This window comes from Umezawaea endophytica, from assembly GCF_025061645.1.
Taxonomy (GTDB): domain Bacteria; phylum Actinomycetota; class Actinomycetes; order Mycobacteriales; family Pseudonocardiaceae; genus Umezawaea; species Umezawaea endophytica.
Genome location: NZ_JANYMP010000018.1, coordinates 17,082 through 42,730, shown reverse-complemented (window position 1 = coordinate 42,730; position 25,649 = coordinate 17,082). Strand labels below are relative to the sequence as shown.

General features: G+C 69.9%; 24 protein-coding genes and 1 riboswitch. Of the genes, 6 read left to right on the top strand and 18 right to left on the bottom strand.

Going from position 1 to position 25,649, the window contains the following annotated elements:
* The first annotated feature begins 36 nt into the window (after window positions 1-36).
* Entirely contained in the window at window positions 37-1,515 is a 1,479-nt protein-coding gene (locus NZH93_RS31450; protein WP_259626889.1) for a glutamate-cysteine ligase family protein, read from the top strand.
* 34 nt (window positions 1,516-1,549) lie between these two features.
* On the opposite strand, the gene NZH93_RS31445 is transcribed toward NZH93_RS31450, so the two are convergent.
* Window positions 1,550-2,416 carry a DUF4394 domain-containing protein gene (locus NZH93_RS31445; RefSeq protein WP_259626888.1) on the bottom strand — a complete coding sequence of 289 codons (867 nt, stop codon included), beginning with the start codon at window positions 2,414-2,416 and terminating at the stop codon, window positions 1,550-1,552.
* Window positions 2,417-2,545: 129 nt separating this feature from the next.
* On the opposite strand from NZH93_RS31445, the gene NZH93_RS31440 reads away from it, so the two are divergent.
* Together NZH93_RS31440 and NZH93_RS31435 are read left to right on the top strand one after the other, a co-directional pair.
* The gene (locus NZH93_RS31440; protein ID WP_259626887.1) at window positions 2,546-3,085 is read left to right on the top strand and encodes a sigma-70 family RNA polymerase sigma factor; all 540 of its coding nucleotides are present in this window, start codon (window positions 2,546-2,548) and stop codon (window positions 3,083-3,085) included.
* A complete protein-coding gene (locus tag NZH93_RS31435) occupies window positions 3,082-3,741 on the top strand; it encodes an anti-sigma factor family protein (RefSeq protein WP_259626886.1) in 660 nt (219 codons plus the stop codon). Before NZH93_RS31440 ends, NZH93_RS31435 begins: the two co-directional genes overlap by 4 nt.
* Window positions 3,742-3,795: 54 nt before the next feature.
* On the opposite strand, the gene NZH93_RS51315 is transcribed toward NZH93_RS31435, so the two are convergent.
* The 6 genes from NZH93_RS51315 to NZH93_RS31400 form a co-directional block, all read right to left on the bottom strand.
* Window positions 3,796-5,265: a cellulase family glycosylhydrolase gene (locus tag NZH93_RS51315; RefSeq protein WP_372506932.1), complete on the bottom strand. Its 1,470-nt coding sequence runs from the start codon at window positions 5,263-5,265 to the stop codon at window positions 3,796-3,798.
* Between the two features lie 125 nt (window positions 5,266-5,390).
* Window positions 5,391-5,768, bottom strand: a complete 378-nt coding sequence (locus tag NZH93_RS31420) for a condensation domain-containing protein (protein ID WP_259626885.1) — start codon at window positions 5,766-5,768, stop codon at window positions 5,391-5,393.
* A 53-nt stretch (window positions 5,769-5,821) separates the two neighbouring features.
* The gene (locus NZH93_RS31415) at window positions 5,822-6,469 is read right to left on the bottom strand and encodes a DUF4230 domain-containing protein (protein ID WP_259626884.1); all 648 of its coding nucleotides are present in this window, start codon (window positions 6,467-6,469) and stop codon (window positions 5,822-5,824) included.
* 53 nt (window positions 6,470-6,522) lie between these two features.
* Window positions 6,523-6,930 carry a hypothetical protein gene (locus NZH93_RS31410; RefSeq protein WP_259626883.1) on the bottom strand — a complete coding sequence of 136 codons (408 nt, stop codon included), beginning with the start codon at window positions 6,928-6,930 and terminating at the stop codon, window positions 6,523-6,525.
* Window positions 6,879-7,613, bottom strand: coding sequence for a DUF998 domain-containing protein (locus tag NZH93_RS31405; protein WP_259626882.1), 735 nt, complete (start codon window positions 7,611-7,613; stop codon window positions 6,879-6,881). The genes NZH93_RS31410 and NZH93_RS31405 overlap by 52 nt, the downstream gene beginning before the upstream one ends.
* Window positions 7,614-7,674: 61 nt before the next feature.
* Window positions 7,675-7,839, bottom strand: a complete 165-nt coding sequence (locus NZH93_RS31400) for a hypothetical protein (protein ID WP_259626881.1) — start codon at window positions 7,837-7,839, stop codon at window positions 7,675-7,677.
* A 103-nt stretch (window positions 7,840-7,942) separates the two neighbouring features.
* Window positions 7,943-8,156, top strand: a riboswitch (cobalamin riboswitch).
* Window positions 8,157-8,397: 241 nt separating this feature from the next.
* Between NZH93_RS31400 and NZH93_RS31395 the strand changes: the two genes are divergently transcribed.
* Window positions 8,398-11,211: a ribonucleoside-diphosphate reductase subunit alpha gene (locus NZH93_RS31395; protein WP_259626880.1), complete on the top strand. Its 2,814-nt coding sequence runs from the start codon at window positions 8,398-8,400 to the stop codon at window positions 11,209-11,211.
* Window positions 11,208-12,269: a ribonucleotide-diphosphate reductase subunit beta gene (locus NZH93_RS31390; RefSeq protein WP_259626879.1), complete on the top strand. Its 1,062-nt coding sequence runs from the start codon at window positions 11,208-11,210 to the stop codon at window positions 12,267-12,269. Before NZH93_RS31395 ends, NZH93_RS31390 begins: the two co-directional genes overlap by 4 nt.
* Before the next feature lie 180 nt (window positions 12,270-12,449).
* Here the strand turns inward: NZH93_RS31390 and NZH93_RS31385 are convergent, their stop codons facing one another.
* From NZH93_RS31385 to NZH93_RS31345, 9 genes are all read right to left on the bottom strand, one after another.
* A complete protein-coding gene (locus NZH93_RS31385) occupies window positions 12,450-13,022 on the bottom strand; it encodes a DUF305 domain-containing protein (RefSeq protein ID WP_259626878.1) in 573 nt (190 codons plus the stop codon).
* Between the two features lie 20 nt (window positions 13,023-13,042).
* A complete protein-coding gene (locus NZH93_RS31380) occupies window positions 13,043-14,059 on the bottom strand; it encodes a LacI family DNA-binding transcriptional regulator (RefSeq protein WP_259626877.1) in 1,017 nt (338 codons plus the stop codon).
* Window positions 14,060-14,183: 124 nt separating this feature from the next.
* Window positions 14,184-15,956: a discoidin domain-containing protein gene (locus NZH93_RS31375; RefSeq protein ID WP_259626876.1), complete on the bottom strand. Its 1,773-nt coding sequence runs from the start codon at window positions 15,954-15,956 to the stop codon at window positions 14,184-14,186.
* A gap of 41 nt (window positions 15,957-15,997) precedes the next feature.
* Window positions 15,998-17,299: a DUF1996 domain-containing protein gene (locus tag NZH93_RS31370; RefSeq protein WP_259626875.1), complete on the bottom strand. Its 1,302-nt coding sequence runs from the start codon at window positions 17,297-17,299 to the stop codon at window positions 15,998-16,000.
* A 525-nt stretch (window positions 17,300-17,824) separates the two neighbouring features.
* Window positions 17,825-18,256 carry a YdeI/OmpD-associated family protein gene (locus NZH93_RS31365; RefSeq protein ID WP_259626874.1) on the bottom strand — a complete coding sequence of 144 codons (432 nt, stop codon included), beginning with the start codon at window positions 18,254-18,256 and terminating at the stop codon, window positions 17,825-17,827.
* Window positions 18,257-18,403: 147 nt separating this feature from the next.
* A complete protein-coding gene (idi, locus tag NZH93_RS31360) occupies window positions 18,404-18,988 on the bottom strand; it encodes an isopentenyl-diphosphate Delta-isomerase (RefSeq protein ID WP_259626873.1) in 585 nt (194 codons plus the stop codon).
* 224 nt (window positions 18,989-19,212) lie between these two features.
* Window positions 19,213-19,701, bottom strand: coding sequence for a hypothetical protein (locus tag NZH93_RS31355; RefSeq protein WP_259626872.1), 489 nt, complete (start codon window positions 19,699-19,701; stop codon window positions 19,213-19,215).
* Window positions 19,702-19,850: 149 nt separating this feature from the next.
* Window positions 19,851-20,585, bottom strand: a complete 735-nt coding sequence (locus tag NZH93_RS31350; RefSeq protein ID WP_259626871.1) for an SLATT domain-containing protein — start codon at window positions 20,583-20,585, stop codon at window positions 19,851-19,853.
* Window positions 20,582-21,766 carry a hypothetical protein gene (locus NZH93_RS31345; protein ID WP_259626870.1) on the bottom strand — a complete coding sequence of 395 codons (1,185 nt, stop codon included), beginning with the start codon at window positions 21,764-21,766 and terminating at the stop codon, window positions 20,582-20,584. Before NZH93_RS31345 ends, NZH93_RS31350 begins: the two co-directional genes overlap by 4 nt.
* Before the next feature lie 160 nt (window positions 21,767-21,926).
* Here NZH93_RS31345 and NZH93_RS31340 point away from each other — a divergent pair, with 160 nt between their 5' ends.
* On the top strand, window positions 21,927-23,393 hold the full coding sequence (locus NZH93_RS31340) for an SDR family NAD(P)-dependent oxidoreductase (RefSeq protein ID WP_259626869.1): 1,467 nt from the start codon (window positions 21,927-21,929) through the stop codon (window positions 23,391-23,393).
* Window positions 23,394-23,481: 88 nt separating this feature from the next.
* On the opposite strand, the gene NZH93_RS31335 is transcribed toward NZH93_RS31340, so the two are convergent.
* On the bottom strand, window positions 23,482-25,176 hold the full coding sequence (locus tag NZH93_RS31335; protein ID WP_259626868.1) for a caspase family protein: 1,695 nt from the start codon (window positions 25,174-25,176) through the stop codon (window positions 23,482-23,484).
* Window positions 25,163-25,507, bottom strand: coding sequence for an effector-associated constant component EACC1 (locus NZH93_RS31330; RefSeq protein ID WP_259626867.1), 345 nt, complete (start codon window positions 25,505-25,507; stop codon window positions 25,163-25,165). Before NZH93_RS31330 ends, NZH93_RS31335 begins: the two co-directional genes overlap by 14 nt.
* Window positions 25,508-25,649 lie beyond the last annotated feature (142 nt).

Genomic DNA, 25,649 nt, shown 5'->3' with positions numbered 1-25,649 from the left:
CACAGTGTCCGGGTGCCACGAACTTGAGGAGCCGCCATGGGTGACGACGTAGCCCGCCACGAGTTCACCCGCGAGGACCGCACCAGGTACCGCACGAAGGTCAGGCGCTGCCTGGACGTGTTCGCCAGGATGCTCCGCGAGTCCAGGTTCGAGTTCGAGAAGCCCATGACCGGCCTGGAGATCGAGCTGAACCTGGTGGACGAGCAGGGCGACCCCGCCATGCGCAACGCCGAGGCGCTGGAAGCCATCGCCGACCCGGACTTCGTCACCGAACTGGGCCAGTGGAACCTGGAGATCAACGTCGCCCCGCGCCAGTTGGCGGGCGGCGGGATCACCGCGTTCGAGGACACCGTCCGGTCGAGCCTGAACGAGGCCGAGCACAAGGCGCGCGAGGTCGGCGCGCACATGACGATGATCGGCATCCTGCCGACGTTGCGCGCCGAGCACATGGCCATCGACGCCCTGTCTGTCAACCCGCGCTACGCGCTGCTGAACGAGCAGGTGCTGGCAGCGCGCGGCGAAGACCTCCACATCAGCATCGACGGCATCGAACGCCTCAACATGACGGCGGACTCCATCGTCCCCGAAGCCGCCTGCACCAGCACCCAACTGCACCTCCAGGTCAGCCCCGACCAGTTCGCGGACTACTGGAACGCCGCGCAGACCATCGCGGGCGTGCAGGTGGCGGTCGGCGCCAACTCGCCGTTCCTGCTGGGCAAGGAGCTGTGGCGGGAGACGCGGATCGCGCTGTTCCAGCAGTCGACCGACACCAGGGGCGACGAGCTGAAGGAACAGGGCGTCAGACCGAGGGTCTGGTTCGGCGAACGCTGGATCACGTCGATCTTCGACCTGTTCGAGGAGAACGTCCGCTACTTCCCCGCCCTGCTGCCGATCGTGGACCCGGAAGACCCGTTGCAGGTGATCGACCGCGGCGACACCCCGGCGCTGTCGGAACTGCGGCTGCACAACGGGACCGTGTACCGCTGGAACCGCCCGGTGTACGACGTCGTGAAGGACAAGCCCCACCTGCGGGTCGAGAACCGCACCCTCCCGGCGGGCCCGACCGTCGTGGACACCCTGGCCAACGCCGCGTTCTACTACGGCCTGGTGCGGGTGCTGGCGGAGAGCGAACGTCCACTGTGGTCGCAGATGTCGTTCAGCGCGGCCGAGGAGAACTTCCTGGCGGGCGCCAAGAACGGCATCGACGCGCAGGTGTACTGGCCGGGACTTGGCACGGTCCCGGTGGTGGAACTGGTGCTGCGGCGGCTGTTGCCGATGGCGTACGACGGCCTGGACCGCTGGGGCGTCGACCCGGCGGAGCGCGACCGGCTGCTGGGCGTCGTCGAGCAGCGGTGCCTCACCGGCGTCAACGGGGCCACCTGGCAGTCGCGCGCGTTCCACCGCCACTACGACAACTCGAGCCTGGACCGCGTGGAGGCGCTGCGGCTGATGCTGCGCACCTACCGGGACCTGATGCACACCAACGAACCCGTGCACTCCTGGCCGATCACCTGACGGCCACTGGGGTGGGCGACCGCCAGGCGGACGACTACCTCGCGAAGGCCAAGCCCACCACGGTGGACGAGGTGAGGCCGACGACCTGGCCCCGACCGGTGGCCAGGTCGATCCGGACGATCAGCGAGCCGACGCGCAGGTGCTCCTCCTGCACGGCGGCGACGGCCTGGTAGTCGCCGGGGTTGAAGGTCGCGGACCTGGCCGCGCCGGAGATGTCGAAGCCGTTCGTGGCCGTGACGTCCAGGCCGAGCTTGCCGACGGTGAAGAGCTGGCCGGTGTTCGGCGACACCACGGGTGTGACGCCCGGTGTCGTGCCCTGGGTGACGAGCGCGTCCCGGTTCGCGTCGATGCCGTACAGGGCCGTGCTGGTCGAGCCCGCCACGCTGTTGGTGTAGCCGGCGGCCGCGACCTTCGGCGCCTGGCCCGCGGACCGGTCGGTGGCCGCGTAGGCGAGCACGCCGTCGGTGGCCGCGAGCGCGCCGGTTTCGGGCACCAGCCGCAGGTTCTGCCCGGAGGACGTGACCAGGCGGATCCGGTCCACGGTCGGGTTGAAGTCGAAACCGACCGCCGACCCGTCCAGCGCGATCGGCGCGCCGACCTTCGTCGCGGCGCCGGTCCTCGGGGCCACGGTGTAGAGCTGGCCCGACTTGCCGACGGCGTAGAGCGCGCCGGTCGCCGGGCGGACGTCGATGCCGACCAGCCGGTCGCCCTTCGCCAGGCCGGAGATCCGGACGCGGTCGCCGAGCAGCGGGAGCGCCCGGCTGCCCTTGGCGAGCACGCCGTCCTCGGTGAGCACGTAGAAGTCGGCGGACCCGCCGGTCGCGCTCGCGGTCCCCGGCGCCGTGAGTGCCGCGAGCAGGGCCGCGGCCCCGGCCAGTGCGGCGAAACGTGCCTTGCGCATGACGTCCTCCTGCTTGTCGGTTGTCGACGGTGTCTACGACCGACACGCCGGTGTTGTTGACCGGAGTGAGAAATTCATCGGATTCGGTGAAACCTCAAACGCGGCGGAGCCCGCGGACGTACGTACAGCATGGCGATCACCGGCAGGCGGCGCGGACCAGCACCGTCCCTCGACCTCGGAGCGGAGGACGGGGTGCGCGCGGCGTACGCCGCGCACGGTCCCGAGCTGTACCGTTTCGCACTGCGGCAACTGGGCGACGAGGGCGCCGCGCAGGAGGTCGTGCAGGAGGTGTTCCTGCGGGCGTGGCGCGCGGCGGACCGGTTCGACCCCGAACTCGCCAGCCTGCGCGTGTGGCTGTTCGCCATCGCGCGCAACGTGGTGATCGACGAGACCCGGCGCGACCGGCGGGCCAGTCGGCTGCCCGTCGACCCCGACCCGGTGGACGTGGGGTTCGCGGACGCGGCCCTGGACCGGTGGCTCGTGGAGGAGGCGCTGTTGCGGATCAGCGCCGATCACCGGGCCGCTCTGGTCGAGACGTACCTGCGGGGGCGGTCGTACCAGGAGGTGGCCGCCGAGCAGGGCGTGCCGCAGGCGACGCTGCGCAGTCGGGTGTTCTTCGGGCTCAAGGCCCTGCGGTTGGCGATGGAGGAGATGGGGGTGGAGCTGTGAGCCGCGAGGAGCACCGGGCCACGCGGGAGCAGCTCGGGGCGTACGTCCTGGAGCAGCTCGCGGACGACGAGCGGATCGCCGTGCGCGCGCACCTGGACGGGTGCGCGCTGTGCCGCGCGGAACTCGTCGAGCTGGAGCCCGTGGTGGTCCGGCTGGGCGAGGTGGACGCGGACCGGTTGACCGATCGGCCCGCGGTGCCGCCGGGGCTCGGGGACCTGGTCGTGTCGCGGCTGATGGTGGAGCAGCGGCGTCGGTGGCGGCCGCCCCGGTGGGTGGGGGTGGCCGCGGCGGCCGTGCTGATCGCCGCGGTGGGGGCGTTCGCCGGGTGGTTCGCGTCGGAGTCCGGTCGGCCCTCGGTGCCGGTGGAGTCCGTCGCGGTCGGGCAGGCGGCTCCGGGGGTGTCCGCCTCGGCCGCGCTGGTGCCCCACACGTGGGGGGTGGAGATCAAGCTGACCGCCGCGGGGTTCGGCGAGGGAACGCCGTACCGGGTCGTGGTGGTGGACCGGCAGGGCCACGACGTGGGCGCCGGGGAGTTCGTGGGGACGGGGGCCGCGGAGATGCGGTGCAACCTGAACAGCTCGGTGCTGCGCGGGAACGCCGCCGGGTTCAAGGTGCTCGACCCGTCCGGCGTCGTCGCGCTGTCGTCCTCGTTCTGAGCCGCCGACGGCCCGTCCGGTGTGGAACCGGGCGGGCCGTCGGAGCACGGAGGGCTAGCTGGTCGGGAAGTTGTCAGCCGTGCGCATCCGGTCGCGGATCCACACGCCCGCGGGCTTCAGCGGGCCGGTGCCGGTGAAGGCGTTGCCCGCGCAGGTGCCGGTCTTGAAGACCGCGCCCGACCGGAAGTCGTCCGAGAAGTTCCAGTTGGTCCAGCCGATCTTCTTCTGGGCCAGGAAGTCCAGGTACTTCTGGGACTGGGTGAAGTTGTTCGTCCCGTCGCCCGAGGCCGTCTGCGTGCCGAACTCGGTGATGAAGATCGGGATGCGGTCCGCCGCGCGGGCGAGCGAGTTGAAGTACTCGTCGCCGTGCGAGGCCGCGTAGAAGTGGAAGGTGTACATGAAGTTGGTGGCGTTGATGGGGTTGTTGATGATGTCCGCCTCGGTGCGGCCGTCCGAGATGCCGAACGAGCCCCAGCCGTGGGTGCCGACGAACACGACGCCGTCCGGGTCCTGCGCGCGGATGACCGGGATCATCGTCTCCGCGTAGGACTTGATCCGGGCCCAGCTCACGCCGTTGGGCTCGTTGGCGATGTCGTAGATGATGTTCGTCTTGTCCTTGTGCCGGGAGGCGACCTCGGTGAAGAACGTCCTCGCCAGCGCGGTGTTGGCGTTCGGGTCACCGGGGGTGAGCTGGTGCCAGTCGACCAGGGCGTACATGCCGCGCTTGGTGGCTTCCTCGATGTAGCCGTGCACGAGGTCGGTGTACTTGCGCGGGTCGGACTCGTAGCCGCCCTCCTGCACGTACATCGCGATGCGGAGGATGTCCGCGCCCCAGTCGGTGGCGAGCGCGTCCAGCGACGCGGGCTTGACGCAACTGGCGTACCACTGGATGCCGTGCGTGCTCATGCCGCGCAACTGGATCGGCTTGCCGTACTTGTTGCAGAGCTGGACGCCGCACACCTTCAACTGGCCGTTGATCTCCGCGGGCCGGGTGCCGGTAGGCGGTTCCGACGTGCCACCGGAGTCGACGTCCAGGCGGTCGAAGTTCGGACCGCCGTTGGCGGTCGTCGACGTCGCCTTGATCTTGTTCACGCCCGCGGCGAGCTGCACCGAGGCGGTCTTGGTCGTCCACGTCGTCCACGCGCCGGTCCCGCCGAACGCCAGCTCGTCCACGGCGAGCGCGCCGTTGACGGTGACGTCGACCGGCCTGCTGGCCGTGGTTCCGTTGGCGTACCTGAAGCTCAGGGTCGCCGCGCCCGCCGTGGGCGCGTTGACCGTGAACTCCACGGCGCTGCCCACGGCGTTGTCGACGTTGACGAAACCGCTGCCGGTGTAGCCGGCGTGGTTGGACTCGACGAGTCCGAGGGTGATGGTCGAGCCTTCCGCCTGGTACTCGGTGACGGCGAGCGCGCCTGCACCGTCCGCCACGGCAGGGGTGGCGGGTGCTGCCAGCACGGGGGCCGTCGGTATCGCCAGCGATGCGGCGATGGCCGCGACGCCGAGCCAACGGGGACGGATAGCCACAGGGAGCCTCCCAATCGGGTACGGGTCATCAGGTGGCGACAGCCTGATTGGTTAAGAAACTTTCCTATCAGTGTGCTGTGCATCTCACCATCACCCGCAGGGCTCCGTCAACGCCCAATTCGGACTTAGCGGTCGAACGCGCTGGCCAGATCCGTGTCGACGCTCCCCTTGTTCCACGCCGAGACCAGCTCGGACAGCAGGACCGGCCACGGCACAGCGGCCATCACGCGGCGGTGCACGAACAGCACGAGCTGCCCGGACCGGTCCGGGCCCGCGTCCAGCCACAACACCCGGAACAGCGCGGAATCCGACTCGCGGGACTCGACGGCGATCTCGGCCAGCGCGCGGTCGACCAGGGCCCGGCCGACCAGCCCGAGGGTGGACACCCGCCGCACCCCGCACGTGGCGCCGCGTTCGCGCAGCTCGTCGTGGCGGTCGAACACGTCGCGCACGGCGGCCGTCAGTCGTCGTTCTCCCAGTCCCGCACGGACCTGCACTGTCATGGACTCGAACACCGGGTCACCCCCGAACGGAGAATAAGTTAGGCAAGCCTAACTCACGGTGCGGGGACGTCCACGAAGTGGACCTCGTAGCCGAGCGCGCGGAACATGCCGTCGAGCATCTTGCGGGTGTTCTCCTCCGCCTTGGCCTGCAAGCCGGACTCCTTGGCCGCGTCGGAGATCTTCTGCTCCGCGGCGACGTAGAACGGCTGCTGGTCGGAGGCCTGCACGACGCTGGTCAGCCGGTCGAACAGCCCGCGCTCCTGGGCGAACACGTAGCTGCGCTCGTGGTTGATGTTCGGCTTGTCGAGCTGGGGCTTCGGCAGCGCGATGTCCACCGTCTTGCGCTCCTGCGACACCGTCATCGAGTTCTCCGCGAGACCGCCGAAGTCGACGAACGCGTTGACCGTGCCCGCGGAGACGAACAGGGTTCGCTGCCCCGCCAGGACGTCCGGCACGAACCGCACGTCCTTCTCCAGGTCGATCACGACCTGGTAGTCGCCGGACGCGGCGTGGTACTGGCTCAGGTCCTTGATCGACCGCAGCAGCGCGGGCTGGCTGCGGTCGATCGTGTCGGTGCCGAACGGGTTGAGCTTGGGCAGCACACCCACGAGTTGGAGCGCGGCGGCGGCCACCACGACCAGGGACACCGCCACGACACCGCGGAACACCCACCGCGAACCGGACCGCCAGGGAAGTCTCATACCGGACCGGGTACCCGGCCCCGCCCACGCCTAGACGGGGCCGAACGGGGGTATCAGTAGTTGTCACCGCCGAAGAAGATCTCCTCCAACTGGTCCGCGGTGCCCGCCAGCAGCGACAGCGGCTCGACGAACTCGTGGATGTCCAGCGTTTCCAGCGGGAGCGAGTGCCGCAGCACCACGTGCTCCCCCATGATCGCCGCGCCGGAGGCGATGGACGACCTGCCGACCTCCTCCAGCAGCGCCTTCAGGTCGCAGCGCGCGGCCAGACCGACGGGGGAGGCGATCTGCACCCACTCGTGCTTCTCGTCCAGCACCTCGCGCACCAGGATGACGACCTGCGTGCGCTCGTCCTCCTCGTCCAGGTGCTCGAAGTCGAACAGGATCCGGATCTCGTCGTTCTCCTCGGAGATCACGTCGTACTGGTCGCGGACGTACGCCGCGAGGTCTCCCCACGTTGCCATGGCACGAGTTTAGGGCGGTTCGCGGCGGCCAGGGCCCACAGTCCGGCCGTCAGGACGGCGATCACCTCCGTGAACACCAGCAGCCGTTCGACGTACCCGATCGGGAACACCCGCCACCACGCCGTGCCACCGGAGGCGTGCACCAGGACGGCGTACAGCAGCGGCGAGAACGCCACCACCGACAGGACCCCGAGGCCGAGCGTCCACCGCGCGTGGCCGCCCCACGTCGAGTCCCGCAGCCACGGACGCGCCAGCGCGATGATCGCGATCGGCAGGCTGACGAACGCGAGCAGGCTGGCGGCGCGGTGGATGCTGCCGCTGGACGACGTCGTCGGCTGCGACCAGTCCTGCTTGGGGAACGCCACGACGAGGGCCAGGCCCAGCGACCACAGCGCCAGCGCGACCGCTCCGGTGGAGTACCAGCGGGCGATGCCGCGGTGCACCAGCACCACCGCGATGACCAGCGACCCGGCCGCCAGCAGCGACACGGCGACCTCGAAGACCCACGCGTTGGCGCCGAGCCCGTACTGGCTGATGGTGCGGCGCAGCTCGGTCGGCCGCTCCAGTGCGTTGCGCAGGTCCAGGGACCCGATCATGGCGATGGTCGACAGGACGGCGGTGAGGCCCACCAGGGCGACCACACGGGAGGGGGCGCTCGTTCTCGTCAGCTCTGCGGTCGTCACGACCGGCAAAACGCCCGGACCGGACACCGGGTTCCGCGATTCAGCAAACCATCAGGAACCCCTACCGGCGGGGTCTGGCCATCCCGAACACGACGACGGCCGTCACCGCGAGCGCTCCCGTCAGCCACGGGGCCGACGCGCCGACGGCCAGCGACCCCAGCGCGAGCGCCCCCGAGACCCCGGCCGCGACGGCGGCACGTGGCCCCAGCCGATCACCGTCACCCATCCGCCGCGCCCCCGCTCGCTGATCACCACGGCCTTCACCGTATCGCATGACATGTGCAACAAAGACCATGTTGGGCCGTGCGGCAAGCCCCACCCCCACATGTAGTATCCATCGCGCTGGTGGTTCACCCCCGGTCCAACCGTGGGTGAGGCAAGAGGGAATCCGGTGCGAAACCGGAGCTGCCCCGCAGCGGTGAGCGGGAACGACCGCCGTCATGAAGCACTGGACGCGAGTCCGGGAAGCGACGGCCAGTAGGTCCGCCGGCGAGAGCCGGAGTGCCCGCGAGTCCGAAGACCTGCCACCAGCGTGCGCGCGGCCTGCGCGCACTGCCCGGCGCCCCGAGGGAGGGCGCACGCGGACGCTCCACGGCCTCAGGTGCCGTGCCGCCTCGCGTCGCTCCCCCGACAGTTCGCCGGGTGTCCACCGAGCTCGCGAGGAGAGAGCCGTGAAGTCGCACTCCAGCCCGGACGGCTGACCCTCCACGCACCCCCGTTCACCCGACCGTCGAGCGCTGCTCGCCGGGCGGTGCCGCTCGCCCTCGATCAACTGCGGAGAGTCATGTCCCTGAGTGAAACACCCGTTCAAGTCCCGGTGATCGGCCGGGGCGGAACGGTGTCGCCGTTCGACCCGACGAGGATCGCCACCGCCGTGGCGAAGGCCTTCCACGCCGTCGAAGGCGCGGAGAAGGCCGGGTCGCAGCGGGTGCGCGAGCTGGTCGCCGAGATCACCGGCCAGGTCGAGGAGAAGCTCCGCAGGCAGGCCGGACCGGACCGCGGCGTGCACATCGAGCAGATCCAGGACCAGGTCGAACTGGTGTTGATGCGCGACGGGCACCACAAGGTCGCCCGCGCCTACGTGCTGTACCGCGAGGAGCACGCGAAGGCCCGCTCGGTCGAGCCCGCCGCCGTCGTGAAGCCGTCGCTGACCGTGCGGTACCCGGACGGGCGCGTCGAGCCGCTGGACGACGACCGGCTCGCGCTGGTCATCACCGAGGCGTGCGCCGGGCTGCCCGCCACGTCGGCCGACGCCGTGCTGGCCGAGACCCGCCGCAACCTCTACGACGGCATCAGCCGCGCCGAGCTGGCCCTGGCACCGGTCCTGTCCGCGCGGACGATGGTCGAGGTCGATCCGGACTACTCGCTCGTCAGCGCCCGGCTGCTGCTGGACAAGCTGCGCCGGGAAGCCCTGACCTTCCTGGCGGGCAAGGACGACGAGGCCAACCACGCCGAGATGTCCGTGCGCTACCCCGACTACTTCGCCGACTTCGTGCGGCGCGGTGTCGAACTGGGGCAGCTCGACCCGCTGCTGGAGGAGTTCGACCTGGAGCGGCTCGGCGCGGCCCTGCTGCCCGACCGCGACCTGGCGTTCCAGTTCCTCGGCATGCAGGTGCTGTACGACCGGTACTTCCTGCACAGCGACGAGAACCGCTACGAGCTGCCGCAGGCGTTCTTCATGCGCGTGGCGATGGGCCTCGCCCTGCGCGAGGACGACCGCGAGGCGCGGGCCGTCGAGTTCTACGAATTGCTGTCGTCGTTCGACTTCATGTGCTCCACGCCCACGCTGTTCAACGCCGGGACCACGCGCCCGCAACTGTCGTCGTGCTTCCTGACGACGGTGGACGACGACCTCCAGGGCATCTTCCACGGGATCAGCAACAACGCGCTGCTGTCGAAGTTCGCCGGCGGCCTCGGCAACGACTGGACCCCGGTCCGCGGCATCGGCGCCCACATCAAGGGCACCAACGGCAAGTCCCAGGGCGTGGTGCCGTTCCTGAAGATCGCCAACGACACCGCCGTCGCGGTGAACCAGGGCGGCAAGCGCAAGGGCGCGGTGTGCGCGTACCTGGAGACGTGGCACATCGACGTCGAGGAGTTCCTCGACCTGCGCAAGAACACCGGTGACGAGCGCCGCCGCACGCACGACATGAACACGGCCAACTGGGTGCCGGACGAGTTCATGCGCCGCGTCCGCTCCGGCGGTGACTGGTCCCTGTTCTCCCCCGACGAGGTCCCGGACCTGCACGACCTGTTCGGGGACGCGTTCTCCGCGCGGTACCGGGAGTACGAGGCGGCGGCGGACCGCGGCGAGGTCAAGGTGTTCCGCAGGCTCAAGGCCGCGGACATGTGGCGGCGGATGCTGACCATGCTGTTCGAGACCGGGCACCCGTGGATCACCTTCAAGGACCCGTGCAACCTGCGTTCGCCGCAGCAGCACTCCGGCGTCGTGCACTCGTCCAACCTGTGCACCGAGATCACCCTGAACACCAGCCTCGACGAGGTCGCGGTGTGCAACCTGGGGTCGGTGAACCTGGCCCAGCACACGGGACCCGCGGGCATCGACAGCGCGCGGCTGGAGAAGACCGTGCGGACCGCCGTGCGGATGCTCGACAACGTGATCGACGTGAACTACTACACGATCCCCGAGGCCCGTCGCGCGAACCTGCGGCACCGACCGGTCGGCCTGGGGCTCATGGGGTTCCAGGACGCGCTGTTCGCGCAGCGGATCCCGATGGGCTCCGACGCGGCCGTCGAGTTCGCGGACCGGAGCATGGAGGAGATCAGCTACTACGCGATCTCGGCTTCGGCGGACCTGGCCGCCGAGCGCGGCGCCTACGAGTCCTACGAGGGTTCGCTGTGGTCGCAGGGGATCCTGCCGTTCGACTCCATCGAGCTGCTGGCCGCCACCCGTGGCGACGACCTGGAGCTGGACCGCTCGTCCACCCTGGACTGGACTCCGGTGCGGGACCGCGTGCGCGCGGTCGGGATGCGGAACTCGAACGTGATGGCCATCGCGCCCACGGCGACGATCGCGAACATCTGCGGCGTGAACCAGTCGATCGAGCCGCTCTACCGGAACCTGTACGTGAAGTCGAACATGTCCGGTGACTTCACCGTGATGAACCCCGACCTGATCCGCGACCTGAAGGCCCGCGGGCTGTGGGACGAGGTGATGGTCGGCGACCTGAAGTACTTCGACGGGAGCCTGTCGCCGATCGAGCGGATCCCGGCCGAGCTGAAGGCGTTGTACGCCACGGCGTTCGAGCTGGACTCCCGGTGGCTGGTCGAGGCGGGGGCCCGGCGGCAGAAGTGGATCGACCAGGCCCAGTCGCTGAACCTGTACATCGCCCAGCCGAGCGGGCGGAAGTTGGACGAGCTGTACCAGTTGGCGTGGCTGCGCGGGGTGAAGACGACGTACTACCTGCGGTCGCAGAGCGCGACGCACGTGGAGAAGTCGACGCTGCGCGGGACGGACGGGAAGCTCAACGCCGTCTCGCCGGTCAGCGCACCCGTGGCCACCGCACCGGTGATCGTGGAGTCCGATGGCGCGGCCGTTTGTTCGATCATCGATCCCGATTGCGAGGCGTGCCAGTGAGTTCCGACCTCTCCACCAGTGCCGGTCCCATCGAGGTGGGCGCCGCCAGGGTCAGCGTCGACGACAAGGCGATGATCAACTGCCGCGCCGACGTGAACCAGCTCCTGCCGTTGAAGTACCACTGGGCCTGGGAGAAGTACCTGGCCGGGTGCAACAACGCGTGGATGCCCACCGAGGTGTCGATGCAGGCGGACATCTCGCTGTGGAAGTCGGCCGACGGGCTGACCGAGGACGAGCGGCGGGCGATCAAGCGGAACCTCGGGTTCTTCGCCACCTCGGAGTCGTTGGTGGCCAACAACATCGTGCTGGCGGTGTACCGGCACCTGACCAACCCGGAGTGCAGGCAGTACCTGCTCCGGCAGGCGTTCGAGGAAGCCGTCCACACGCACACGTTCCAGTACATCTGCGAGTCGCTCGGCCTGGATGACGGCGAGCTGTTCAACATGTACCGGGAGATCCCGTCGATCACCGACAAGGCCGCCTGGGCGCTGAAGTACACGCAGCACCTGGAGGACCCGTCGTTCTCCACCGGCACGCCGGAGAAGGACCAGGCGTTCCTGCGCGACCTCGTGGCGTTCTACGTGGTGTTCGAGGGGATGTGGTTCTACACCGGGTTCGCGCAGATCCTGTCGTTGGGGCGGCGCAACAAGATGGTGGGGATCGCCGAGCAGTACCAGTACATCCTCCGGGACGAGTCGATCCACCTGAACTTCGGGATCGACGCGATCAACCAGATCAAGATCGAGAACCCCCACCTGTGGACCGCCGAGTTCCAGGAGGAGATCCGGACGATGCTGGTGGAGGGGTGCGAACTGGAGATCGCCTACGGGCGGGACACGATGCCCCGCGGGCTGCTGGGCCTCAACGCCGAGCTGTGCGAGGTGTACATGCACTTCATCACGAACCGGCGCTGCGCGCAGTTGGGCCTGGAACCGGTGTTCCCACCGGCGGAGAACCCGTTCCCGTGGATGTCGGAGATGATGGACCTGAAGAAGGAGAAGAACTTCTTCGAGACCAGGGTGATCGAGTACCAGAACGGCGGGTCCCTGGAGTGGTGAGGCCCCGCGCGACGGCCTGACGGGAAGCGCGTGAGAGGCATGCGGGGTGCGCCCCGCATGCCTCTCAACCGGCGTTCACAGCCGGATGACCGTCCACCACTGCCGCGTCCGCAATTCCTCGCGTAGCACTGATGAATCGAGCGATGAATAGCTGTCCCAAGGTGCTGACCTGGGGTTCCGTCAGGTCGACCCCAGCCTCGCCAGGTAGGCGGCCCGGCTGCTCTCGATGCCCCTGGTCACGTCCAGGACCTCCGGGCTGCTCCCCGCCGCCAGCTCCGACTTCGCGACCGTCGTCGACTCCTCGAAGTGCGCCCGCAGCAGGGTGCGCAGCAGGTCGTCGAACGCCTGCCCCGTCGCGTTCGTCAGCGCGGCCAGCTCGTCTGCCGTGACCATGCCCGGCATGTCGTGGCCCTCGTGCATGTTCAGGTACGTCCGGCCCGCGTCCGCCAACGCCTTGCGCAGGCGTTCCAGCTCCTGCTGGTGGCCCGTCTGCACCTCGGCCGCCAGGCCCGCCAGTGCCGGGTCCACGCCCTCGCGGGACTTCGCCAGCGCCAGCACCGGCAGCAGCGTCTCGTCCTGGGGGATGGCCAGTTGCACGTAGGCCGCGTCGGTTTCGCTGAAGCCACCCGGTACCGCCGCCGCGCTGCTGCTCGGTGGAGGACTGGGGTGGACGTGTGCTGCGTGGGTCTCCTGGGGAGCGGCGCAGGCCGTCAGCAGGAGCAGGGTCAGCAGGGGTGCTGCCGCGCGGAGCATGTGGTCACTCCTTGATCGGGTCAGGCGGACTGGCGTACCACCAGGGTTGGTTCGAAGACGACCGCGCTGACCGGGCGGTCCGGGCGTTCGATGCGGCCCAGCAGGAGCCGGGCCATTTCCGCCGCCATGTCCTCCACCGGTTGCCTCACCGTCGTGAGCGGCGGATCGCAGGCCAGCGCCGGGCTGCTGTCGTCGAAACCGACCACGGCGACGTCGTCGGGCACGTGCAGGCCGTGCTTGCGCAGCACCGGCAGCGCGCCGTGGGCCATGAGGTCGGACGCGATGAAGACGCCGTCGACGTCCGGGCACTTCACCAGCAGCTCCTCCATCGCCGTGGCACCGCCCTCGTGGGTGAAGTCGGCCTCCACGGCGACGACGTCCGGGTAGCCGCGGTCCGCCATGGTGGTGCGGAAGCCCTTCAGCCGGTCCTGCGCCGCCGTGGTGCTGACCGGACCGGTGATGGTGGCGACGCGGTAGCAGCCGCGGTCCGCCAGGTGGTGGGCGGCGAGGGTCGCCCCCGCCAACTGGTTGACGTCGACGTAGGTGATGGGCGTGGGGCGCACCGGCCTGGCGGCCAGCACCACCGGGAGGTTGTTGTCTATCAGGAGTTTCGGGAGCGGGTCCGCGGCGTGGGTGTGGATCAGGATGACGCCGTCCAGCCTGCCCTGGCGCAGGTCGGACACGACCTGCTGGTGGGTCCCGGTGCCCGCGCTGGTCAGCACGAGCTGCACGCCCAGCGGCTGGGTCACGTCCATGACACCGCTCACCACCCTGCCGAAGTACGGGTCGCCGAGCATCCTGCCCTCGTCCGGCAGGACCAGGCCGATGGCGCCCGCCCGCCGGGTGACCAGCGACCTGGCCGCGCGGTTGGGCGTGTAGCCGGTGGCGACGATGGCGCGGGTGACGAGTTCGCGCAGTTCCTCGTCCACCGTGGAGACGCCGTTGACCACCCGCGAGACCGTCGCGCGGGACACGCCCGCGACGCGCGCCACCTCTTCCAGGGTGACCGGGGCTGGGGTGGCGCGTGGCTCTGGCACGTCTGCCTTTATACCGTTCTTCAAGGAAGCACCGGGTCCTCGTGGCGGGATCAGTCCTGAATGGACGCCGCGCGGCTCCGGGAACCGGGTCCCGGAGCCGCGCGGTGGTCATGACAGGTCTCGCCTACTGGTAGACGCGGACGTAGTCGACGAGCATGCGCTGCGGGAAGACGGAGGTGGCGTCCGGGGGTCCGGGCCAGTCACCGCCCACCGCGTTGTTGAGGATGATGAAGAACGGGCGGTCGAAGACCCAGGGACCCCTCGTCGCCTCCACCGTCGCCTTGTCGATGGTGATGACGGTGATGTCGTCGATGGTGAACTTCATGCCCTTGCTGTCCCAGTCCACCGCGAACTTGTGGAACGCGCTCGCGAAGTCCGCGCCACCGGGCAGCGCGTACTGCTGCCCGATGCCACCGCCGCCGAAGTACGACGGTCCGTGGATGGTCTGGTAGGCGGTGTTGGGTTCGCGGCCGAGGTGCTCCATGATGTCGATCTCGCCGCTGTTCGGCCACGGGGTGCCGTTGTCGAGGATGTTGGCGCCCAGCATCCAGAACGCGGGCCAGATGCCCTTGGTGCCGGACACCTTGATGTTCGCCTCGACGCGGCCGTAGGTCCAGGTGGCCTTGCCGTGGGTGATGAGCCGCGACGAGGTGTACTGGCACGTGCCGCTGCCGCTGACCGGGTCGACCGGGCACGCGGAACCGGGTGTGACCTCACGCCTGGCCTCCAGCACGAGGTTGCCCGCGCCGTCGGTGAAGGCGTTGTTGTTGTTCGTGTAGTACTGGAGTTCGGCGTTCTGGCCGGTGCCGACCTCCGGGCGCCACTTGTTCGAGTCCGGCTTGGTGCCGTTGCCGGTGTTGAACTCGTCGGACCACACGAGCTGCTTCGGGTTGCGCGGGTCCGGCGGGATCACCGGCTGCGGGTTCGGCGCGCCGCCGGTGCCCCACACCTGGAACTCCCACAGCGAGTAGCCGTAGGGCGAGCCGCGGCCGGTGCCGTACATGCGCACGAACCTGCCGCTGCCGTTGACGGTGAGCGTCTGCTTGAAACCGGTGCCCGTCGTCGTGGAGTAGATCGGCGTCCAGTTCCCGGTGCCGTTGGGCGAGACCTGGACCTCGAACGACTTCCCGTACGCCGGGTCCCACTGGAGGACGACCTTCTTGATCTGCGCGGTCGCGCCGAGGTCGACCTGGATCCAGCCGGGGTCGACCCAGCCGACGTCGGTCTGGGTCGCCCACCTGGTGCTCGGGTCGAAGTCGAACGCCTTGTCGACCGTGCAGCCGCCGCAGTTGCCGTCGTTCTGCTGGGTCGACGCGGTGCCGGGCTTCTTGTAGGACAGGAGCACGTCGGTGCCGGGGTCGGGCGGGTTGCCCGTGTCGGTGCTGGTGCGCACCGCGAACTCCCACAGCGAAGCGCCCCACTGCGTGGCGCGGGCCGTCGTGTACACGCGGATGTAGCGGCCGCTGCCGGTGAAGGTGACGTTCTGGACACCACCGGTGCTGGTCGTCGTCGAGTAGACCGAGGTCCACCCGTCGTTGCCGTTGGCGGACACCTGGATCTGGTAGGCCGTCGCGTAGGCGGCCTCCCAGTTCAGCGTGGCGCCGCAGACGTTCTGCGTGCTGCCCAGGTCGACCCGCAGCCACTGCGGGTCACCCGGCGTGCTCGACCAGCGCGTGCCGTTGTCGCCGTCCACCGCGGAGGAGGCGACGAACGGGCTGCCGACCTCCACCGAGGACGCGGTGGCGGGTTTGCCCTGCGCCGCGTTCGCCGTGCCGCACACGGGCGCGGCTTCGGCCGTCACGAGTGGAACTACTGCCGCGCAGGCGGTCAGGACCGCCGTCAGCGCGGCTACCAGCCTGCCGCGGTGCCGCGGGCCGCCGGAAGCGGGTGGTTGCATGACATCTCCATTGATCGTCGCAACAGGACGGACGGCGAGGCTCAGGGTCGGCCGTCGACACCGCACTTGATGATGGGGTTGATGCAGTCGCGCACGCGGCGCAGCATCTCGGCTTCCGGCCAGGCGTTGAAGAAGTCGCCGTGCATGGTGAAGCCCGCTCCGGACGAGAGCCGGAACCCGGCCGGGTTGCCGCTGATTGGGTAGCGGACGACCTGGCGCAGCTTCGGCACCGGCACCGGGTGGGTCGACGGGCAGTCGCCGTTCACCGGGTAGGCCATGTGGCTCTTGTGATCGGCCGAGTCGAGGTCGCGGCCGTTCCAGCACTGCGGGAAGTCCAAGTAGGACTCCAGCTCGGTGCCCGCCGGGCACTCCACGAAGTTCTTCGACGGGTTGACCTGACCGGCGTGCAGGCACGACCAGCGGGAGATGGTGGTCTCGTCCGGCGCGGTCGCCTTGGAGTTGCCCGCCACGATCCGCAGGCCGAGCGGCAGCGGCTGGATCCGCGCGATCACGTCGTCGCGCACACCCTCACCCAGGTAGTAGAAGGTCGGCGGGTCGGGCACGACCACCTGGTTGTTGTTGTAGAAGTCCGGGATCCAGTACGACGACAGGTCGAGGGCCGGGCTGCAATTGCTGTTCGCGGCCAGCAGGCTGTTGACGTCGCTGAACGCGTTGGTCGACGTGTTGCCGAAGAACGCGTGCATGTGCGACCCGCCGGGCAGGCGCGGCGCGACGATCGGGTCGTCCGGCAGGCGGTGGCTGAACGGGCACGACGCGAGGAACTCCGCGACGCGCACGATCGGGCCGTTCGGCGGGGTCGACGGCGGCGCGCCGGAGCGGGTGCCGAAGACCTGGAACTCCCACAGCGAGATGCCCCACTGCGTGGCCCTGGTGATCCCCTCGATCCGCACGTACCTGCCGGAACCGGAGACGGCGTGCGTCTCGATCCCGCCGGTGCCACCGGTCACGGTCTTGAGCGTGGTCCAGCCGTCCGCGCCGTTCGCGGAGGTCTGGAGGCGGTACGAACTGGCGTAGGCGTTCTCCCAGTTCAGCGTGATCTGGCTGATCGCGGAGGTCGACCCGAGGTCCACCCGGAGCCACTGGCCGTCCTGCGCGGCGCTGGACCAGCGGGTGCCTCCGTTGCCGTCCACCGCGGCGGGGGCGAGGGTCCCGCCGTTCTCGGAGGAGGAGGCCGCCGCGGTGGCGCCTTGGGACAAGAGGTCGGGGGCGGCGGTGGCGGATGTCGAGCCGACGTAGAGAGCGGACGCGGTGAGGCCCGCGATGGCGAGGCCGGCGAACAGGCCTCGCAACCGGGTGGGCGCACGGCGAATCGTGAGTGCCACGACTCTCCTTTCGCAGGGGGGAGCGGGGCGTCCTGGGCAACCTGCACCCTGAACGGCCCTGGGAGTGTTACGAGGAAGTTTCGGAGAGCGCTCTCTCAGCGGACGCTAGAACTGGGGTGGGTGGGTGTCAAGGAATACCGGCAGTTCCGGTCCAAGTCCGCGCGTCCGCGGGGATTTGAGGGGTGTGGGGATCAGAGAGCGCTCTCTCGGGTGGGGAGGGGGCGCGGGGGTGGAGCGGGGGCGCGGGCGAGTGGGGGCGGCGACCTGGGGCGCGGAGGCGGCGGGGCACGGGCCGCGAGGTGGGCAGCGGGGCACGCAGGGTCGGGAAGCGAGCGGTAAGGCGCGGGGCCGCGAGGTAAGCCGCAGGGTGCGGGGCGGCGAAGCGGGGCAGGGCGCCGCGGTGCAGGAGGACGTGGGGCCGGGAAGGAGGCGACGACCGGGCCGAAAAAGGGGTGGTGGGGCCTTCTGCGGCGGGGTGGTCACGCCCTAGCGGCTACCGAGAGCCTGGGACTGGGAGTCAGCCGGTCAGGTGTTCAGGGTTTCGATGGTCTTGGTGATTCTGCGTTGGCGGGTTTCGGGGGTTTTGGCGTCGTTGATCGGGATGGTGAGGCGGCGTTTCGCGCTGTAGGAGAGGGCGTCGAAGCGGGTTCTGGTTTCCGGGGTCATGGCTGCCGCCAGGTCTTCCGGGACCTCGACCTCTCGGGGTTCGGTGTCGAGTTCGACCGTGACCTCGATGGAGTCGCCCGCGGCGATCTTGGCGCCCGCGCGCACTTCGGCGCTGATGGGGAGCATGAAGACGCCGGACATGGAGGCGATGCTGCTGCGGTAGGTGTAGTCGTTGATCCGGACCTTGACGGCTGGGCGCTTGCCGGAGTCGAGGGCTGTCACGACCTCGTCGGGGACCTGGACGCCGGTGGCGGTCTTGCCGCTCAGGAGGACGGTGGCTCGGAAGTTCATGAGGGGATTATGCGATGGGGTCGGGAGGGTGGCACGCCGGTGGCGGTGGCCGATTCGACCTGGGCCCCCTCGGTCGAGGGGTCGACTCCCCCAGGGCGAATCAGCCGCTCTCCAGGGCTGCCCCGGAGACCTGCTCGTGGACGCCGGTCAGAGCTTCGCCGCGGGCGGGAGGGTGCTCCCGTCCGCCACCGGCCAGCTCAGCGGGTCCGGGCCGAGGTTGTTCAGCTCCTCCACCTGGAGGCGGCACCACGGGGAGATGTCCCTGGTGCCGTTGAGGACCGACTCCACGAACTCGGCCCACGGGACCCATTCGACGCTGTCCACCTCGGCCGGGTTGGGGGTCGGGGTTCCCACGACCTCGCCCCGGAAGACCGGGCACATCTCGTTCTCCACCACGCCGTTCGGCATCTCCGCCCGGTAGCGGAAGGCCGGGAGGATCAGGTCCACCTGCTTGACCTCGGGCAGGCCCAGTTCGTCCCTGAGCCTGCGCAGGACGCTGTCCGTCATCTTCTCGTCCGGGGCGGGGTGGCCGCAGGCGGTGTTGGTCCAGATGCCGGGCCAGGTCTTCTTGTGCAGCGCTCTGCGGGAGAGGAGGGTGCGGCCCCGGTCGTCGAAGAGGTAGCTGGAGAACGCCAGGTGCAGTGGGGTCTCCGCGTGGTGCACCTCGGCCTTGTCGGCCAGGCCGATCTGGTTGCCCGACTCGTCCAGCAGGAGGACCTGTTCCGTTGTCACGCCGGACACCTTGCCACATCGTCCGGCGGCGGTAAGTCCCTCGAATGGCTGTCACGTGGACCTTGTCCGGTGTCAATCCGCTGATGGTGGCTGATGTGGTCGCCACGGCCGTGACGTGGGTGACCGTCCCTTGTGGACGGTGGCGAACGGCTCGCGCCCCACCTCGGTGAGGCGGGGCGCGAGTGGTGGAACCGGTCCGAGGGCCGCAGAGGAAGCCCGTCGGGTCAGCAGCCGCCGCAGTTGTAGTACGTGACGTCCCAGTGGTTCGTTTCGTTGTAATAAATGTTGCCGGAGGCCGCCTGCCACTTGCCGCCACCGATGGAGGTGAACGTGCGGGTGACGTAGTTGGTGAGGCACGTCGACATGCGGAAGTCGAGCTTGTAGCCGTTCCAGTGGCTGTAGGTGCCGCTGGCGTGGCCGGTCTCGGTGCCGCCGGTGATGTGCAGGGCGCAGCCACTGGCGTTCTTCAGCACGCCCGCGCCCTGGATCGACGCGAGGTTGACCTGCTCGAACGAGGTGCAGGTGGAGTTGTTGCGGTCGCTGCACCCGCCGCTGGACGACCAGGTGATCCCGGCGGAGGTGAGGCGGCTCGCGGCGTTGCCGTGGGACAGCTTGGTGACCTGCGCGTCGACGTCCGCGTAGGCGACGGAGGTGCCGACCAGCAGCGCCGCGACGGCGAACACGAGTGTCGAGAGCATGCGTGCAAGGCGCATGTGCTTCTCCCTGTGGTTGGTTACTTCCCGGCTGCTGCCGGGCTTCGAGGGAGTCTGACGCGCTTGCACGGGTGTGCCCAGGCACTGGGTTCGGGGGTACGAAGGGTTCCGCCCCCGGCTCGTCCAGGGCGAAAAGGCCTTGACCTCGCCTAATCGGAGTGGCGCAGGACGCTCTCCACCTCGGTGACGAAGGCCGCGACGCCGTCCTCGTCCGACGGGGCGCCGTGGGCCTGGAGGATCTCCAGGAGCGCCGCGCCGCTGGTGGACCGGCGGGCCAGCCTGCGGAGGCCGAACGCGGACTCGTACCAGGCGACGGCCACGGCCAGCGAGGCGGCGACGGCGGCCAGGAAGCCCCACATCGGCCTGCGCGTCGCGTCCGCGGCGGCGACGGCGCCCAGCGCCGCCGAGGCGGCCAGCAGCAGCACGGACAGCGCGCCCGTCCAGCGGCGGGACGAGGTGTACTTGGCGCGGGCCCGTTCGAAGCCGTCCAGGCGTTCGCCGACGCGGTGCTTGAGGTAGACGCGGACGAACTGGGCGCGGCGCTCCTCCGCCGAGGGCGGGGCGGCCTTGACCTGGGGCTTCGGCCGAGGCTTCGGCGAAGGTTTGACGGGCGGGGCTTCGGCCTTGGCGGGCGGGGCCGCTTCGAGCCTCGCCTGCACGGCGCCGGTCCTGGCCGACGTCGACGCAGCCGCCGTTGCCGACGCCTGGGGCTTGGCGGGCGCGGGCCCGGTCTTCGCCGGTGCGGCGGCTTCGAGTTTGCCGGGCGCCGCGGGCTTGGCGGGGGTCGTGGCGCCGGTCTTGCCGGGCGTCGGCGCCTCGGACTTGGCCGGTGCGGCGGCTCCGGGCTTGCCCGGTGTCGTCGGTTCTGTCTTGGCGTCGCTCATGAGGTGGTCACCGGTTCGTGGCGGTGCCGCGCGACGGCGTTGACGAGGTCCTGGATCCGGGCCTCGCGTTCGGCGTCGGACACGGGCAGCGGGGCGGCGAGGTGGTCGAAGTACAGGGTGCGGAGGGCTTCCGCGCGGTGCGCGGCCGAGAGGTCGTCCTCGGTGGCCTCGTAGCGGCGGGACAGCGCGACCAGCGCGGCGGCCAGCGCGCCGCTGACGGCGACCAGCACACCGGGCCACGCCTGCGTGGCCAGCCAGGCCTGGAGGGCGCCGAAGGAGATGGTGGCGGCACCCGCGGCGATGGCCAGGACGATGAACAGCCTGGCGTGGTTGCGCTCGCGGTGGGCCGTCTCGTCGACCTCGTGGAACGCGGGCGCGACCACCCGGTTGGCCTCGTGGATCGCGTCGGCCAGCAGCGGGTACTCGACCACGAAGCCGGGGTCGATGATCGGCACGGGTTCCGGGGCGCGGTAGCGCAGCCTCGGCCACACGGTGAGCTTCGGGGTGGGCTTGGTGCCCAACGTCTGGTCGAGCGCGGCCACGACGCGTTCCGGGCCCTCGTCCAGGTGCACGGCGGACACCCGGCCGCTGCGGACCAGCACCGCGAGGTCGTCGTCCTCGGAGAGGGTGCCGCGGGCGATCTCGTCGGCCAGCCCGCCGGTGCCCGCGACGACGACCAGCGGCCGGTCACCGCTGAGGTGCGCGGTCACCTGGGCGCGGGCGATGGCGTCGCCGCCGATCAGCAGCGCCGTGACCCGGCCGCGCTTGCCGGTGACGGCGTCGACGGTCCGGAACAGGGCGGGCGTCTCGTCGCCCCAGTTCTTGCCGGGCACGAGGACGGCCGCGTCGTGGTGGGGGTTGAGGGCTTGCTCACCGTCGGCGGGCTTGTCCTCCCCCGTCACGACCCGGCCGCTCGGCGCGACGGCGACGAACGACGGCAGCTTGCCCTCGACGGCTTCCAGCGCGACCCCGAGCAGGTGGACGACACCGACGTCGGCCCCCGCGGTGATGAAGACCGCGTCCCGACCCGCGACGACGCGGCGGAGCAGCGGGAGCACTTCGGCACCCAGTTCCGTGGTCAGGGGCTCGCCGGAGGAGAAGAGCGCGATCACCGGGCGACCCCGTGGCAGGCCGAGCGACCGTGCTCGGACGTCTGCGTCGGGGTGCGCCAGTCGCTTCACGCGCGGACCATCCGCTGTTGGCATGCGGGGCACCCTAGCCCTGGCTCACGTGAATTTCACCCTTACGGCGACGGATTTCTCACTGGACAGGGCGTCGCCGCGCCGCCGGTAGAGTGCTGCGGGACCCCCTGAGCAGGCGACACACGGACGGTAGTAGGGCATGACGGTGACCGAGTACGAGGCCGCGATCGACTCCGGCGAGGACGTGGCGGGGATCGACCCGGCGCTGATGGCGACCTGCCTGGAGGTGTTGGCGCAGGTCGAGCGGCTGCCGACCGAGCACCCGGACGCCGTCGCGGTCCGCCGCGCCACCGCGGGCATCTTCAAGACCGTCCGCAAGATGCGCCGCACCGCCCGCCGCGCCGCGGAGTCCGCGGCGGACCGCGCCGTGATCGAGGCCACTGCCACCGGGTCGCCGCAGCGCATCGACGACGAGACGCAGGGGATCCTGCTCCAGGACAGCACGCCGGGGGCGAAGGCGGGCACGCTGATCAAGGCGAAGGCCTGCTACACCTGCAAGAACCGGTACACCGAGGTGGACGCGTTCTACCACCAGCTCTGCCCGCCGTGCGCGGCCCGCAACCGGGGCCGCCGCGACGCGTCCGTCGACCTGTCCGGCCGTCGGGCGCTGCTCACCGGCGGTCGCGCGAAGATCGGCATGTACATCGCGCTGCGGCTGCTGCGCGACGGCGCGCACACCACGATCACCACCCGGTTCCCGAACGACGCGATCCGCCGGTTCAAGGCGATGCCGGACAGCGCGGACTGGCTGCACCGGTTGAAGATCGTGGGCATCGACCTGCGCGACCCGTCGCAGGTGATCGCGCTGGCCGATTCCGTCGCCGCGGCGGGCCCGCTGGACGTGCTGATCAACAACGCCGCGCAGACCGTGCGCCGGTCGCCGCAGTCCTACGCGCCGCTGGCCGCGCTGGAGTCCGCTCCCCTGCCGGACGGCCCGTTGCCGGAGCTGATCACGTTCGGGCACACGAACGACCAGCACCCCGCGGCGTTGGAGGGGCAGGTGCACTCCATCCCGACGCCGCACGCGCTGACGGCGTTGGCGCTCACCGCCGGTTCCGCCTCCCCGGCGCGCATCGCGACCGGCACGGCCATCGACGCGGGTGGTCTGCTGCCGGACCTGCACGACGAGAACAGTTGGACCCAGCGGGTGAACGAGGTCGACGCGCTGGAACTGCTCGAGGTGCAGCTCTGCAACATGACCGCGCCGTTCATCCTGGTGTCGAGGCTGCGCGCGGCGATGGCCGCGGCGCCCGCCCGGCGCAAGTACGTCGTCAACGTGTCCGCGATGGAGGGCCAGTTCAGCCGCGCCTACAAGGGGCCGGGCCACCCACACACGAACATGGCCAAGGCCGCGCTGAACATGCTGACCCGCACCAGCGCCGAGGAGATGCTGACCGACGGCATCCTGATGACCGCCGTCGACACCGGCTGGATCACCGACGAGCGCCCGCACCCCACCAAGATGCGGCTGGCGGACGAGGGTTTCCACGCGCCGCTCGACCTGGTCGACGGCGCCGCCCGCGTCTACGACCCGATCGTCCAGGGTGAGCTGGGCGTCGACCTGTACGGCTGCTTCTTGAAGGACTTCGAGCCGTCGCCCTGGTGACGATCCCACCAGGAATCTTTGATCTTTCCCGGTCTTGCGGTGGGATCGTTCCCGAGGGAAGTTCCCTCGGGAACGCTGAACGGCCGGCCTACTCCTCGCTGCTCCGCTGCCGCGTCACATCCGGAGTCGGTCGATCCGGGCGGTGGCGCCGGATGGCAGCCTCGAGTCTGCGGGCTCGGCTGGCGCGGAGGTGGTAGAGACCGGAGTGCAGTACCTCGTCGAACCCATCCGACCACCAAGACCGCCGCCAGCCCTCTTTGAGGATTCCTGTCGGCCGATGCAGCACGCCGGGTGACGACCACCGAACCTTGGCCGAGCAGTTGCCCGCGGTGACCTGCAGCCCCACCAGCCCTGTCGGCGACGAGCCTTCGTTGAGATCCGAACGACCACCGGACTCGACGTACCAGTGCTCCAGGGAACGGCCGTGCGCCAGGTCCACCAGGTCGAACCACACTCCACCCCCTCGTTCGCTCGATCGGACGCTGAACCATCCGCTGAACCGCCAACCGCTCGGCCGCGCGAACGACCGCACGCGTGGCGATGCCGGTGTGGGGGCGAACACCACCAGAACGCTCTCGAAGGGCTTCAGGAACCATGTCGGCCGGGACCTGCCGAAGCGGTACCAGTGGTCGGGAGCGACCGCTTCGGCGGGGATCGTCACCTGAGGGGTGAGCCTGACGCGGTACACCTCGGTAGGCACTTTCGCGGCCACGAGGAGAACGACCACCACGGTGGTGACCACCGCCAGTGGTACCGACCACCACAGCCAGGCCGACACCACCACGTCGATCGCGAGGACCGCCCACGACCACAGGCGCAGGTTCGGGCCCGCCGACCGGATCTCGGCTGGTACGGCGATTCCCTCGAGCGCGTCACGGGCGGCACCACGTCGTTTCGCCTCCGACTCCTCGGCCGGGGTCGCCGAGGACGGCGGGTCGATGTCGACGGCCTCGGCTTCCACATCCGCAGCGGAGTCGGCTGGCTTCACCGCTGGTTCGCCGGTGGTGCGCGCTGGGGCCCATGCGGCGTTGCGGGCGAGAGGAAGTTTTTCGGCGGTGTCCACGACGAGCGTGGTCGGTTCAGGCCGCAGGTGGTCCTGGGGCAGGTCCAGGTGCCGGAACCGGGTGGCGATCTCGGTGTGGAGGTCGTTGAGGGCCAGGTAGGGCCCGGCGCCGGGAATGCCGTCTTGGACGACCTCGGTGAGAACCTTGGTGAAGTAGGTCAGCCCGTCCCCACCGTCCTGGTGAACGGCTTTCTGGGAGGCGCGAGAGGCGGCCAGCGTGTAGGCACCCTCGATCCTGGTGGTCAGGCGGACCTGCTCGGCCAGGTCGGCGCCTTGGGTGTTGCGGGTGGCCAAGCCCGAGAAGCAGCAGTCCAGGATCACGACCTGGACCCGAGCGGGGCAGCGGTACTTCAACTCGTGGCGCAGGTGGCTCAGCCGCAGGGAAGTGGTGTAGCGCATGCGGGGGTCGCGATGGGTGTCGACCAAAGCCATCCCGAGGTCCTCGCCGTCGAGGAGTTGGCCGTGGCCGACGTAGTAGAACAGCAACACGTCGGTCGTGTCGTGGATGAGGGTGGCGATCTGCTGGTCGACACCGTCACGGGTGCGTCTGTTCAGCAACGACGTGACGCGGGATTCCGACCAGCCGCACAGCGGACCGGTCAACAGCGCTTGAACGGCCGCCAGGCTGTTGGCCGCGGCGTCCATCTTCGCCAATCCAGCGGTGTACTCGGAGGTGCCGACCAGGATCGCCCGTGACCGGGAGAAGTCAATCACGCTCATGCCCGGCCGCACGCTCGATCTCACCGGCCGCTCGCACCAGTCGGGTCAACGCTTCCGGATCGGGTCCACGCAACTCCACCTCGGTCTCGCCGATCACGACCCGTGCGTGGGTCACCTTCGACTCGATCCACGTCGCCAGCGCGTTCACCACGACGGTCACCGCGCCGCCGGTGCCGCAAAGCACGCTGAGGAAGTCCCACGCGTCGCCCTGCTCCCCCGGCCGCGACGCGCGCGGCACCGGTTCGACCGAGGCCTCGGGCACGTCGGCCAACCACGTCCGCAACGATCCGATCCCGCCGTTGTCGACGAGGTAGACGCGCAGCTCGATCATCCCTGTCCTCTCCACACGGCCTGCCGGCGCTGGCGGCCCGCAGGACGGACATCCTCGCGTTCACCGCGCTGATGCCCGACCAACGCCACGGCAGGACCAACCGAAAACACCCGGATGGCGCACGACACGCGGCTACGAGCAG